Here is a 13380-nt window from a genome sequence, read left to right as displayed (position 1 = left end):
TTCGGGTGGGCGCTGATCGTTACCTCTCCAGTGGAGCATACCTGCGTCGAGCCCGCCGTAAGCGTTCCCGCATCGGCCAGACAAGACTCCTCTTCTGTTATTGTAAATTGAATATAATCGGTGTCGCAAGACCATCCAAGAGCATGATCGAAGGCATGTAACGACGCCTTAACTCTAAAAGTTCCAGCACCAAGATTCCATGCCCCATTGCCTGCTGGAAAGGTGTAAGGCAAAATGTTCTCTACTACTTGATAATTCTGATTGGTGTCTAGATTAGTAATTATGTATCGTAAACTTTGAGAATAACCATGTATGGAAGCATTAATATAGAACCCTGATGGTAATTCGTTAAGATTGTAAGTGGCATAATCGTCTATCGTGGTTGATTCTTGTCCATTTGTAAACTCAAAATTCTCGATGTTGCCACACCATCTTGAATCGTTTTGAGAAAAACTCATCATGAACAAACTCAACATTAAAACAAATAGGTTAGTTTTCAGATTTGGGGTTCGGAAAAGTAACTTGTTCTTCATTGCTTTTTTTGTTTAATGTTATTGAATATAAAGTTAAACAATTTATAAAATCATATAGTTTGAGGATTAAAACTTTATGATTTATTAACATGTAATAAGATAAAATGCAATGAATGTAAGACCAAAGGCTTTAAACCAATATTCTGATATTGGCATAACTGTTTTTAAGTGCCTTTTGGGAAGCTTCATTATTAAGCCATTTCACATCAGTAATACCTTCCTTTTCTTGAGGAAAGAGTTTCCCGTCAAAATTGGTTTTCATTTCGAACCAATAGGTTATTTTAATCTTATGCCTACCATTTCTTTTAAAAATATGATAGGTTGTAGGCAGTTGATTCGTAATCTTTAAACCTTCCACACCGGTTTCTTCCTCCACCTCTCTCTTGGCTGTTTCCTCTATAGACTCCTTGCCTTCAATTTTTCCTTTTGGCAAATCCCATTTATTGTTTCGGTATATGAACAAAACTTCATTATTTGAGTTAAACACCTTGCCACCACCAGCTACAGTATTGGGTAATAGCTTTAAAAAATTTGGCAAGAGTTTATCTTCATTCTTATGAATTAAATGAACACCTTTTAAATCTGTTGTGTTCAATATTTTTATAACCTTACCAATATTAACCGTCTTTAACAGAAATGACCTAAAGTCCGTTTCTTTCTCAATATTGGTAGTTAAAATAATGGGCTTGTTACCTACGTAAATGGTATACATCAAAAAAGTGACTTGTTTACTCTGTTCTGCTAAATTATAATTTTTTAATTGGCAATTTTAAAATTGCAATTAAATTAAGTTTAAAATTTAAATAGTGTTGATTTTGATTAATTTTGCAACATGATTTTTAATAAAGAAACTGCCAAAAAAACCGCCGAAGTATTGCTTCAAATTAATGCAATAAAACTTCAACCTGAAAATCCATTCACATGGGCCTCAGGATGGAAATCTCCTATTTATTGTGATAATAGAATTGTATTATCATTTCCTCAAATTAGAAATTATGTGAGGGAAAGCATGGCAAAGCAGATAGAGAAACAATATGGCAAACCAGATGTGATTGCTGGTGTTGCTACTGGTGCTATTGGCATTGGTGTATTAGTTGCAGAGTATCTTAACCTACCTTTTGTCTATGTTAGGCCAGAAGCAAAAAAGCACGGCAGGAAAAATCAGATAGAAGGTTATATTGAGAAAGGTCAAAGTGTTGTAGTTGTTGAAGACCTCATAAGCACGGGTAAAAGTAGTTTAAATGCTGTTAAGGCATTAGAGGAGGCTGAAGTAACTATAAAGGGAATGGTTGGAATATTTTCCTATGGATTTAAGATAGCAGAGGATAATTTTGAAAAAGCAAACGTTGAATTATTTACCTTGGGGAATTACGAAACATTGTTGGAACAAGCTTTAGACACGCACTACATTAACAAACAACAACAAGCTATTTTAGCACAATGGAATGCAAATCCAAGTGAATGGAAGGCTAATTGATAAGGTATATAAAACACAAATTATGAATTTAACATCATCCAAAGTCATTTTAGATAAATCTGCTGAAGAAACATTCAATTTTTTAAAAAAAGTAGACAACTTTGAATCGCTTATGCCAGAAACTATTAATAAGTTCGAAGTACTAGACAATGACAAGTTTCTTTTTGCTTTAAAAGGAATGCCTGAAATTATTTTAAAGAAAAAAGAAGAAACGCCTTATAACGAAATCAAACTCGGTGCAGCAGGCGGAAAAATTGATTTTTCACTTTTTATACATATGACTGAAATTTCAGCTAATCAGAGTGAAATTCAATTGCAGTTTAGTGGCGAATTTAATGCTATGATGGCAATGATGATAAAAGGTCCCATAAGTAAGTTTATTGAAACTTTGGCTACGAATATGAAAACTGCTTTTTAGTAAAGTAATCGTATTTCTTTCAAGTCAAAGGTTTGTATCACTTCGTCTTCGGTCCAAACAATTAATTTCCCTGATTCCTCAACGCCCTTAATTATCCCTGTTAATCTTTCCTTATTCTGGAGTTTGAAGGTTGATGGTTTTTCCATCCTAAATAGGTGGTTGTGATATTTGTCTTTTATTTTTTTTAAACCATCCTTTTCTAAAAGTGTGAAATAATATTCCAATTGTTGTAAAATTTCTGATAGTACTTCGTCCTTGTCATATAGGATTCCTGTAAGAAGACTTAATGAGGAAGCGTGTGGTAATGTTCTAAAATTTTTCTGATTTATATTTAGCCCAAAACCAATCACACTACCTACCAATTTGTTGTTCTTTACAATATTTTCAATTAAAATGCCGCAAATTTTCTTATTTGCTGACAAAATGTCGTTTGGCCATTTAATCTTCAATTGACGAATTTGAAACTTTCTAAGGACATCTAATATTGCCAATGAAACGCACATGCTAATGTAAAATTGCTGTTCTATTTTTAGTCTTTCAATTTTCTTAAACACACTAACTGTGAGGTTTTTACCCGCCTCAGCATCCCATGAAGTACCCATTTGACCTCTGCCATTTGCTTGAAAATCTGCAACCGCTACTGTAAAGTCCTTCGGCAGTGATTTTGAAGTCATCGCTTTTATATAAGCATTTGTAGAGTCAATGGCATTAAGTTTGATTATGAACATGTCTATGCACGTTTTATTTTATGGTTTTCTTATGACATTTTTCAACACGCAAGAACCAAAAAAATAATAACTTTGCATAAATTTAAATTAAATTAATGACGAAAGAAAAACCTAGTGCAGACCAACTCATTACAACGATAATTGGTGGTATAGAGGAAGTTAAGGGAAAAGAAATTACAATTTTAGATTTAAGAGAAATAGAAAATACCGTTTGTGATTATTTTATTGTTTGTGAAGGTACTTCAAATACTCAAGTTAACGCTATAGTTAACTCCATCCAAAAACAAGTTAGCAAATCATTGAAAGATAAACCTTGGCATGTAGAAGGTGAAGATAATGCCGAGTGGGTTTTAATCGATTATGTCAATGTGGTGGTTCATGTATTCCAAAAGCAAGTAAGAGACTATTACGACATTGAAAGTCTGTGGGGAGACGCTAAAACTACCCTAGTTGAAACAAGTTATTAAAAAGAGAAAAGTGACTGATGGCAAAGGACAATAAAAATTTAAATAAAAAACCAAAGTTTAGTCCGTATTGGGTATACGGTGTAATAATCGCTGTGTTTTTATCCATACAATTATTTTCAGGTGGTTTTTCAAGCTCAACAGCAACCCAAACCACACCTGCACAATTTTTGGAATATCTTGAAAATGGTGATGTTGAAAAAGTTGAAATTGTTAATAAACGTGAGGCAAGAGTTTATTTAACGAAAGAAGCACAGCAACTGGAAATACACAGAAATTCAAAACCGAAAACGTTTTTACCATCTGTTACGGCACTTCCCAATTATAAATTTGAATTTGGTGATCTTCAAAATTTTGAAAAGGATATAAATAAGATCAAAGCAGATAACAATCTCACAACAGAGGTAAAATACGAAACCGAGCAAAATCTTTGGGGCGATTTTCTACTCACGCTATTGCCGTTTATTCTCATTATTGGAGTTTGGATTTTTATAATGAGAAGAATGTCTTCTGGCGGCGGAGGTGGCGCAGGAGGTCAGATTTTTAATATTGGAAAATCGAAAGCCAAATTATTTGATGAAAAAACCGATACTAAAACATCATTTAAAGACGTAGCTGGATTAGAAGGCGCCAAGGAAGAAGTGCAAGAAATAGTTGATTTCTTAAAGTATCCTGAAAAATATACTGCGCTTGGAGGTAAAATTCCTAAAGGAGCTCTCTTGGTAGGACCTCCAGGTACAGGAAAAACTCTATTGGCTAAAGCAGTGGCAGGTGAGGCACAAGTGCCTTTCTTCTCTCTATCGGGTTCTGACTTTGTTGAAATGTTTGTTGGTGTTGGTGCATCGCGTGTTAGGGATCTATTTAAACAAGCAAAGGAAAAGTCTCCATCTATCATTTTTATTGATGAGATTGATGCTATTGGTAGAGCAAGAGGAAAAAGCAATTTTTCAGGTTCTAATGATGAAAGGGAAAACACATTAAACCAACTTTTAACCGAAATGGATGGGTTTGGCACTAACACAAATGTAATAGTGCTCGCTGCGACAAACCGTGCAGACGTTTTGGACAGCGCCTTGATGCGAGCAGGTCGCTTTGACAGGCAAATTTATGTAGATCTGCCGGATGTAAGAGAACGAAAAGAAATCTTTGAAGTACACCTGAGACCACTTAAAAAGGATGATTCCTTAGATATTGATTTCTTGGCTAAACAAACACCAGGTTTCTCAGGTGCCGATATTGCTAATGTATGTAATGAGGCTGCTTTAATAGCGGCTAGAAAAGGTAATAAAACAGTAAACAAACAAGATTTTCTTGATGCTGTAGATAGAATAATAGGTGGGTTAGAAAAGAAAAATAAGATTATTACACCAGAAGAAAAACGCGCAGTGGCATTCCATGAAGCAGGACACGCAACTGTAAGTTGGATGCTAGAGCATGCTGCACCACTGGTGAAAGTAACTATTGTGCCAAGAGGTCGTTCACTGGGTGCTGCGTGGTATTTACCAGAAGAGCGTCTAATTGTAAGACCAGAACAAATGCTTGATGAGATGTGTGCTGCACTAGGTGGCCGTGCAGCCGAGCAAGTTATTTTTGGCAAAATTTCTACAGGTGCGCTTAGTGACTTAGAAAAAGTGACCAAACAGGCAAGGGCCATGGTAACAGTTTACGGCTTGAGTGACAAAGTAGGTCATCTTACATATTACGATTCTTCTGGCCAGTCTGAATATGGATTTACAAAACCGTACAGTGAACAAACGGCAGAATTGATTGATAGAGAAATATCAGATATCATTGAAAAGCAATACGATAGAGCTGTAGCTTTATTAGAAGCAAATAAGGATAAACTCACAGAACTTGCTCAAGTACTATTAGATAAAGAGGTTATTTTCAAAGACAATCTCGAAAAAATATTTGGAAAGCGTCCGTTTGATAAAGAAGAAAAAATCAGTGACGAAGAAGAATAGTGTACTTTGACCATCTTATAAAAAACTTAAATTGACCAAATGTTAATTTAAGTTTTTTTATATTTGATAATCACGCGTACAACGGCATTAATAGCAACAATTGAATGAGCTTATTTCGTAAACTCTTCGGAAAAAAAAAGACACATTCTGAAGAAAATATTCCAAATGAAGAGCGAGGCAAATATATGCCAGAAATAAAGTTGCCTGCCGATGAGCGATTCACTATAAATTTCAAAGCAAATGGGGGTAAATTTCTGTATTGCGAAAATATGGATGAAATTAAAGATAGTTTCAATGCCATATTAAATGAAAATGATTGGCATGATAAAAAAGCTTTAATTCTTGATAATCGATTAGAAGAACTTTTTAAAGGATTTAAATTAAAGAGCTCAAAGAAAATCTCTGATACCACTTATTTTCTCTCCACTTGCGAATATCTTATTTCAGATGACGGTTCACTTTTGATTTCATCTAATCAAATTGCAGAAAAAAAGCTTAAGGAACTTCCTCACAACTTTATCATTTATGCCACTACAAGTCAGTTTGTTGAGAATATAGGTGAAGGTTTAAAGGGAATTAAGGAAAAAAGTAAAACGACGATCCCTACCAACATTACTACTATTAAGCATTTTAAAGCGGCTGATGATAAGGACTTTTTAACTTATGGTAGCAGTGCAAAAAACTTGTACTTACTTCTTTTAGAAGATTTGTAATGAAAGAATTATCCATCAGGGCCATTTCTGGAATTATTTATGTTTTGTTGTTGGTGGCTTCACTTTACTACCAGAATGGATTAGTAATGGTATTAGGCGTCTTTGGTATATTATGCCTAGCTGAATTTAGTAAACTAATTAATCTACGTTCTATATTACAATATATCATTTTTGTCATATTATACTCTACGTTTTGGTATGTGTGCCTTTGGAGTAATATACCTAAGAACAATGAAATTGTTCAAATTTTACTTGTGGTAACCATTTTTGTAAACCTCCTATTAATTAAAGACTTATTTACTGAAAATACCATACCCTTGTTTGAATCAAAACAGTTTATCCTTACGACATTTTACCTAACAAGTGGTTTTATCTTTTTACTTTTAATCGCTAATTTCAGAAACAACTTTACACCAATGCTTTTGCTCGGTTCATTTATACTTGTCTGGGTTAACGATAGTGCGGCATACCTAATTGGCAAGAACTTTGGTAAGCAAAAATTGTTTTCGAGTATATCACCAAAAAAAACAGTAGAAGGATTTTTAGGTGGCTTATTTTTTGCCTGTGTATCCAGTTATTTTATTTTCACTTACACAGAGACCCTAAGCTCAACAAATTGGCTTATTCTTGCTATCATTGTTAGTGTAATGGGTACCTTTGGTGATTTAATAGAGTCAAAATTTAAACGACAAGCAGGCGTAAAAGATAGTGGCGTGATAATGCCAGGTCATGGTGGTTTATTGGATCGATTGGATAGTCTTATCTTTGCTTCGCCATTTATCTATTTATTTTTAAGACTAATGAATTATGTTTCATAAAGAAGGCCATAAAATTATATTTATCTCACTTTTAATCGTGGTAGGTTTGTTTTTTTTAATCGATGGTTTAGTCAGTATTGAATGGCTAAGAAAAACACTACTGATTGTTGTATTAATCTTTTTCATTTTAATCCTTCAATTTTTCAGAAATCCTAAACGACATACGCACGCCAATGAGCAACACGCAATATCTCCAGTTGATGGTAAAGTCGTTGTTATAGAAGAAGTTTTTGAAAAGGAAGTTTTTAATGAAAAGCGCATACAGGTTTCAGTATTTATGTCTCCTTTAAATGTTCATGTTACTAGATATCCAATAAGTGGTAAAGTAAGTTATTCCAAATATCATCCTGGCAAGTATTTAGTAGCATGGCATCCTAAGGCTAGTGAGGAAAATGAAAGAACAACTGTTGTTGTTGAGAATAGTTCTTTTGGCAGAATTCTTTATAGACAGATTGCTGGAGCACTTGCAAAACGTATTGTAAATTACGCAAAACAAGACATGCAAGTTTATCAAGGGGAGGATTCTGGATTTATTAAGTTTGGCTCACGTGTGGATTTATTTTTACCTTTAAATGCAAACATTAAAGTTGAACTCAACCAAAAAGTACGTGGCGGGGAAAGTATTATCGCAGAAATGTCATGACCTCTAAAGAATTGGAAATAGAATTTGATGAAGCCGTAAAAAGGGTTAATGAACACACCGAACCGTTCCCTGCTGACTTTTTACTTCGACTTTATGCTTACTATAAAAAGGCAACTAATGACTATAGTAGACCAAATAGTAGAAAACCAATCATTAATGCTTTTAAAACTAACGCATTATTTCAAGTAAAAGACATAAGTGAAGATGATGCCAAAAAGGAGTACATTAAACTTGTATACAACTACTTCTTATATAGAACTTAGAAGTTTTTATATCAACCTAAAATTATTTATTCAGCTTTTTGATTTGGCAAGTGTACACCTTGTTTTAAAATAACGGCACCCATAGCAATTAGCCATATTACTTTTACATGAAAAAGTGGTTTATAAACCTCAAAATTATCAGGAATCCCTAAAATAATACCCATAGCAGCTAATCCCAATAAAAGAGTAAATACTCCTAACCACTTACTAACGATATGCCATTTTAAAAAGGCGTAACCCAATAAAACCAAACCTACACCAGAAAAAATACGACCAAACCGTATAAAACAGGTTACATATTGGTTGGTGAATAAAATGTCATTCATGAAAGCTTCTATCTCAGTTGGAGACATTGAAGCTGTTTGACCCACTCCCCAAGCTCCAAAATTATAGAAGTACGCATTTGCTATCGCCAGTGAAAAGGTTCCTATTATCACCATACCCGCTCCAGGCAAAATGAGTACACGATATGGTTTTCTTGCTGTAACAGACACCAATGCGAATAATGCAATTCCCATGGTTACCCAGCCAAATATATGAATACGATACATCCAAATCCAGGTCCAAACATTCTCACCTATGGCATCAAAATCTGTTGCATTAATATACTCACCGATATGGTGAGGTGACAGAGCCCAGCCTAACCACAGCATTAAGGCCCCTGCAATAAAGGCCCAACCAGTAAATCTTGTTTCAAAATCTTTTTGTATCCTACTCATTTTTTTATATTTAAAAACAGAAGGTCAAGGTAGATATACCATATCATAATTTATGTAACGAATGTTACATTAGGTGTTGCAGGGAATTCGTAATTTAATAAATTGAAATAGAAACATTCTAACAGAAAATTATCTTGGAAAGAAGAGAATTTGTAAAAAAAACCATGTTAAGCTCCATTGCAGCGCTCATTGGCACAAAGATAGTCTTTGGGTCCAATATGCTCGAAGGTTATGTGCCACTAGGCCTACAAGATCCAGATCCTTTTAAGCTTTTCAATAAGCATAAAGATATGATTGTCCTTAATGACAAACCATGGAATATTGAAGCTCAAGCTCATTTATTGGATGACAAGGTTACACCAAATTCCTGCATGTTTATAAGAAACAACGGTTTAGTTCCTGAAAATATTGATCCTAAATCATGGACGCTAACTATAGATGGTGAATCTGTTAGAACAAAAAAAACATACACATTAGCAGAACTGAAATCGAAGTTTGAAGAATATACTTATCAACTTACTATAGAATGTGGTGGTAATGGCAGAGCAGAATTTGACCCACCGGCTAAAGGTAACCAATGGACTGTAGGTGCTGTTCATTGTGCCTCCTGGACTGGAGTGCGTTTACGTGATGTACTTAATGATGCTGGTATTAAAGATAATGCAGTATATATAGGATTTCATGCTGTAGATCAGCATTTAAGTAGAGATCCTAATAAGGAAGCTATTTCTAGAGGTTGCCCAATGTCTAAGGCCCTACAAGATGAAACTTTGTTAGCTTATAAAATGAATGGTGAGGATATTCCTCTTGTCCATGGCTATCCACTTCGATTAGTTGCTGGAGGTTGGCCAGCGTCAGTGTCTGGTAAGTGGGTGAATCGAATAAGCATTCGCAATAAAGTACACGATGGTGCAAAAATGACTGGTACCGCTTACAGAATTCCATGCGAGACCGTTGCGCCTGGTGAAAAAGTAAAAGATGAGGACATGTGCATTATCGAATCCATGCCTGTTAAATCATTAATTACCTATCCAAAAACTGGTGCAGTCTTAAAGCAGGGTAAATCATTGGAAATTAGAGGTCACGCATGGGCAGGTGAACTAGAAGTTACTAAAATGGAATATTCAATTGATTTTGGATCTACTTGGAACGATTGCGTTGTTGAAAAACCGGTTAATAGATTAGCTTGGCAACATTTTTCAGCACAAGTGGATTTCCCAAAGAAGGGTTACTACGAGGTATGGGCAAGAGCAACAGATTCTAACAACAAATCCCAGCCAATGCTATTGCCTGGATGGAATCCAAAAGGCTATCTCAATAATGCTTGCCATCGCATTGCTGTAAAAGTTAAATAATGAACGAGGAAAAATCATTTAGGGATCAAGTGAATACCATTTACAATTTATTAATGGTATTATTTACCCTATTTGTTTTAGCAGGAGGAGGTATAATTTATTATGCCAATAATCCAAATATGCTCAATTTTAATAATAAATCTGAAACACTCGTAAATGTTCCTGTAGAAGACGATTCAGATTTAATTGAGAATGGTATCCACAAAAGAACCGGATTAATTGATGCAGAAGGTTTAATGACCGTTGTGAATAACTGTACAAATTGCCATTCTGCTAAATTGGTAACACAAAATAGAATGTCTGAGGAAAGATGGATTGCAACTATTAAATGGATGCAGGAAACTCAAAACCTATGGGACTTAGGAAAGAATCAAGAGATAATTGTAAACTACTTAGTTACCAACTATCCTCCAAAAGCCAAAGGCAGAAGAATGAGTCTAACTAATATTGAATGGTATGAGTTGGAAGATTAGTTATATACTTTTGACTTTTGTTTTGTGTTCATGCGCAAAGGATAAAATTAGCGCTAAAACTAATACTGACCCTAAGAGCCTAATTGAAGCACACGAAGTACAGTCTTTGTACAAATTACAAGACATAAAGCTAATTGACTTTAGAACTGAAACTGAATACAATAACGGACATATTCCAGGAGCTCAAAACTTATGGCGAACTGACATTGAAAATAAGTCATACCCTTACAAAGGGATAATGGCGAGTAAAACACAAATAGAAGCCTTATTTAGTGAACTTGGAGTAAGTAATAAGGATGACATTATAATTTATGATGACCGAGGTATGTGCGAAGCTACAAGGCTCTGGTGGATACTTGAAAACTATGGTTTTAAAAATATTAAACTTTTAAATGGAGGTTTTAGTGCTTGGAAAGCAATTGATGGACAAGTTGATACTATAACACCAGTATTTGATAAGACGAATTTTAAACTATCCGAAAGCCCTGAGATGCATCTATATATTTCCAAAGAACAACTAAAAGAGTTGTTAAATTCAAGAATTAAAATCGTTGATACGAGAAGTAAGAACGAATATCTTGGTAAATTTGCAAAAACAGGAGCAAATAGACCCGGAAGAATTCCTGGAAGTATTCATTTGGATTGGGCCGATTTAATTAATTTTCACGGTGATAAGCGGTTAAAACCAATAAATGAACTAGAAAGAATAGTAAGTAAATTAAATATTAATAAAAATGACTCAATAGTTTTGTACTGTCACAGTGGTGTTCGTTCTGCGCATACTACTTTTGTACTTAGACAAATTTTGGGGTATAAAAATGTTATGAACTATGACGGATCATGGACAGAATGGAGTTATTACAATGAACTACCATTTGAAAATGATTATGTCGCAATAAACAAAAATTAAAATGGAAAAGTATTTAGACGCATTTATTAATGCCTTTGAAGGCACACTCAATTGGACATGGAAATCAATACTATTTGAAGTGCCCTGGTACACAAATTACTTTTGGGGACTTGTTGCAATTTCGCTTTTTGTATGGCTTTTAGAAATTGCATTTCCTTGGCGAAAAAACCAATCTATATTTAGACGCGACTTTTGGCTAGATGCATTTTATATGTTTTTTAATTTCTTCATATTCGCGATTGTTATAAGTGGTGTTTATGAAGTATTAGGGTTGCTATTTGCCGAATTTAATATCACTGCTAAGAGTTTTGCACTTATAGATATGTCTAATTGGTCTAGCGGCTTGCAGTTGTTTGTATTCTTTATAATCCTAGATTTTGTGCAATGGTTTACACATGTGTTGCTCCATAGATATAAGTTTCTTTGGAATTTCCATAAAGTACACCATAGCGTTAAAGAAATGGGTTTTGCGGCGCATCTAAGATACCATTGGATGGAAAACGTTCTCTATAAGCCACTTAAGGTTTTTGGTGTAATGATTCTGGGAGGCTTTGAACCTGAACAGGCTTATATCGTGCATTTTGCTGCAATTGCCATAGGACATTTAAATCACGCAAATATTAAGATAACCTGGGGACCATTAAAATACATTTTTAATAACCCGGTTATGCATTTGTACCATCATGCTTATCATTTACCAGAGGGCAAGCATGGTGTAAATTATGGCATTAGCTTAAGTCTTTGGGATTACATTTTTAAAACCAATTACGTACCTGAAGATAGCGGTACCATAGAAATAGGATTTAAGGGAGATGATAAATTTCCTCAAGATTTTATTGGACAAAATACTTATGGGTTTGGGAAAGGCAAAGGATAGTATTGAGGATTCCACACTAGCGCTACAAGAGCAAAATAAAAAACACAATTTCCTTTAATTCGAGATTTAATCTCGGATTAAAGGCATTGTAGAACAACGCAGTAGACCACCCTGTTTTCCTATTTCTGCATAAGGTACTTTTTCTACAGTTATTCCTTGCGCCTCAAACCAGGTGTTCAAACGGTCAAAATTAATTTCAGAAATCACCACATCTGGTGCAATTGAAAATATGTTACTTTTCATGTTGTACATTTCATCCTTGGTAATTTCAAACACATTTTCTTTTCCAAAAAAATCAACTAACCACTCATATTCTTCTTCAATAAAGAAACCGTTCTTATGCAAAATGGCCTTACCATTACCAACCGGTTGAAAACAGCAATCTAAATGCAACGCATTGTTTCTTGGATCTGTATTGCTTTTTCGTAACTCAAAGGATTTTACGGTTTTATTAGGAAAATGTTCTCTAAGTAACTTTACAGCTAGACTATTTGTTCTGGCAGTAATTAAGTCTTTGTAATCTGGTCTTGTACAAACGCCCACAAATATATAGTCATTATGCAATATCACATCACCACCTTCTATATGTGCTTCGTGAGGTAAGGTTATTATGTTTCTTCTGTCAATCTGATCAAACACGTAACGAATAGCCTCAATCTCCTCCTGTCTATCTGGTAAAATGTTACAGTCAATTATCTTATCTTCTATAACCAATGCAATATCACGAGCAAATATCTGGTTAACATTTTCAATCACCTCAGGGCGATATACTTTTATATCATATTTCTTAAAGACTTCGCACACAGCATCCATTTCCTTTATCATATCCTCTTCCTTGGGATAGGTCCCTGCCATGATATGTTCTAAAGATTTTGGGTCATAAGCCTCTTCTGGAGTTGGTATTGGACCACTTCCTTTGGCAGTACCTAATACTACAGCTCTTAGTCTAGACGTTTCGTTTTGAATGTTTAATTTCATAAGGTAAAAGAATAAAAAAAAGCTTCATAGGTTCTATGAAGCTTAAT

The 13380-nt window shown here is 34.6% G+C and carries 17 protein-coding genes; 12 read left to right on the top strand and 5 right to left on the bottom strand.

Annotation, left to right across the window (positions count from 1 at the left end; genetic code table 11):
• Both LBU54_RS13850 and LBU54_RS13845 read right to left on the bottom strand, forming a co-directional pair.
• A partial coding sequence (locus LBU54_RS13850; RefSeq protein ID WP_224531163.1) for a hypothetical protein occupies positions 1-533 on the bottom strand: 533 nt, incomplete at its 3' end.
• 130 nt (positions 534-663) lie between these two features.
• Positions 664-1245, bottom strand: coding sequence for an NUDIX hydrolase (locus LBU54_RS13845; RefSeq protein ID WP_224531161.1), 582 nt, complete (start codon positions 1243-1245; stop codon positions 664-666).
• A 120-nt stretch (positions 1246-1365) separates the two neighbouring features.
• On the opposite strand from LBU54_RS13845, the gene pyrE reads away from it, so the two are divergent.
• Both pyrE and LBU54_RS13835 read left to right on the top strand, forming a co-directional pair.
• The gene (gene pyrE / locus LBU54_RS13840) at positions 1366-2010 is read left to right on the top strand and encodes an orotate phosphoribosyltransferase (protein ID WP_224531149.1); all 645 of its coding nucleotides are present in this window, start codon (positions 1366-1368) and stop codon (positions 2008-2010) included.
• Between the two features lie 22 nt (positions 2011-2032).
• Entirely contained in the window at positions 2033-2428 is a 396-nt protein-coding gene (locus LBU54_RS13835) for an SRPBCC family protein (protein ID WP_224531147.1), read from the top strand.
• Here LBU54_RS13835 and LBU54_RS13830 read toward each other — a convergent pair.
• Positions 2425-3156 (bottom strand): biotin--[acetyl-CoA-carboxylase] ligase, encoded by a 732-nt coding sequence (locus LBU54_RS13830; RefSeq protein ID WP_224531145.1) that lies wholly within the window; start codon positions 3154-3156, stop codon positions 2425-2427. The genes LBU54_RS13835 and LBU54_RS13830 overlap by 4 nt on opposite strands.
• A 95-nt stretch (positions 3157-3251) precedes the next feature.
• Between LBU54_RS13830 and rsfS the strand changes: the two genes are divergently transcribed.
• The 6 genes from rsfS to LBU54_RS13800 all read left to right on the top strand — a co-directional run bounded on the left by rsfS (position 3252) and on the right by LBU54_RS13800 (position 8021).
• Positions 3252-3623 (top strand): ribosome silencing factor, encoded by a 372-nt coding sequence (gene rsfS / locus LBU54_RS13825; protein ID WP_224531142.1) that lies wholly within the window; start codon positions 3252-3254, stop codon positions 3621-3623.
• 17 nt (positions 3624-3640) lie between these two features.
• Complete coding sequence (gene ftsH, locus LBU54_RS13820; protein WP_224531139.1) at positions 3641-5584, top strand: ATP-dependent zinc metalloprotease FtsH; 1944 nt, start codon at positions 3641-3643, stop codon at positions 5582-5584.
• 104 nt (positions 5585-5688) lie between these two features.
• Positions 5689-6297, top strand: a complete 609-nt coding sequence (locus tag LBU54_RS13815; RefSeq protein WP_224531136.1) for an LUD domain-containing protein — start codon at positions 5689-5691, stop codon at positions 6295-6297.
• Positions 6297-7115, top strand: a complete 819-nt coding sequence (locus LBU54_RS13810; RefSeq protein ID WP_224531133.1) for a phosphatidate cytidylyltransferase — start codon at positions 6297-6299, stop codon at positions 7113-7115. The genes LBU54_RS13815 and LBU54_RS13810 overlap by 1 nt, the downstream gene beginning before the upstream one ends.
• The gene (locus LBU54_RS13805) at positions 7105-7758 is read left to right on the top strand and encodes a phosphatidylserine decarboxylase family protein (RefSeq protein WP_224531131.1); all 654 of its coding nucleotides are present in this window, start codon (positions 7105-7107) and stop codon (positions 7756-7758) included. The genes LBU54_RS13810 and LBU54_RS13805 overlap by 11 nt, the downstream gene beginning before the upstream one ends.
• Entirely contained in the window at positions 7755-8021 is a 267-nt protein-coding gene (locus LBU54_RS13800) for an acyl-CoA-binding protein (RefSeq protein ID WP_224531128.1), read from the top strand. The genes LBU54_RS13805 and LBU54_RS13800 overlap by 4 nt, the downstream gene beginning before the upstream one ends.
• Positions 8022-8047: 26 nt before the next feature.
• Here LBU54_RS13800 and LBU54_RS15470 read toward each other — a convergent pair whose 3' ends face one another.
• Positions 8048-8740 (bottom strand): hypothetical protein, encoded by a 693-nt coding sequence (locus LBU54_RS15470; protein WP_262899748.1) that lies wholly within the window; start codon positions 8738-8740, stop codon positions 8048-8050.
• 134 nt (positions 8741-8874) lie between these two features.
• On the opposite strand from LBU54_RS15470, the gene LBU54_RS13785 reads away from it, so the two are divergent.
• The 4 genes from LBU54_RS13785 to LBU54_RS13770 are packed head-to-tail and all read left to right on the top strand — an operon-like array spanning position 8875 to position 12355.
• The gene (locus LBU54_RS13785; protein WP_224531120.1) at positions 8875-10095 is read left to right on the top strand and encodes a sulfite oxidase; all 1221 of its coding nucleotides are present in this window, start codon (positions 8875-8877) and stop codon (positions 10093-10095) included.
• Positions 10095-10568 (top strand): monoheme cytochrome C, encoded by a 474-nt coding sequence (locus LBU54_RS13780; RefSeq protein ID WP_224531096.1) that lies wholly within the window; start codon positions 10095-10097, stop codon positions 10566-10568. The genes LBU54_RS13785 and LBU54_RS13780 overlap by 1 nt, the downstream gene beginning before the upstream one ends.
• Entirely contained in the window at positions 10552-11478 is a 927-nt protein-coding gene (locus LBU54_RS13775; protein WP_224531093.1) for a sulfurtransferase, read from the top strand. The genes LBU54_RS13780 and LBU54_RS13775 overlap by 17 nt, the downstream gene beginning before the upstream one ends.
• 1 nt (position 11479) lies before the next feature.
• The gene (locus LBU54_RS13770) at positions 11480-12355 is read left to right on the top strand and encodes a sterol desaturase family protein (RefSeq protein ID WP_224531090.1); all 876 of its coding nucleotides are present in this window, start codon (positions 11480-11482) and stop codon (positions 12353-12355) included.
• Positions 12356-12421: 66 nt separating this feature from the next.
• Here the strand turns inward: LBU54_RS13770 and LBU54_RS13765 are convergent, their stop codons facing one another.
• Positions 12422-13333, bottom strand: a complete 912-nt coding sequence (locus LBU54_RS13765) for a dimethylarginine dimethylaminohydrolase family protein (RefSeq protein ID WP_224531087.1) — start codon at positions 13331-13333, stop codon at positions 12422-12424.
• Between the last annotated feature and the right edge of the window lie 47 nt (positions 13334-13380).

The sequence above is a fragment of the Winogradskyella alexanderae genome (genome assembly GCF_020166335.1).
Taxonomy (GTDB): domain Bacteria; phylum Bacteroidota; class Bacteroidia; order Flavobacteriales; family Flavobacteriaceae; genus Winogradskyella; species Winogradskyella alexanderae.
Note: the sequence above shows the minus strand (reverse complement) of the source record. Positions and strands in the feature narration are given on the sequence as shown.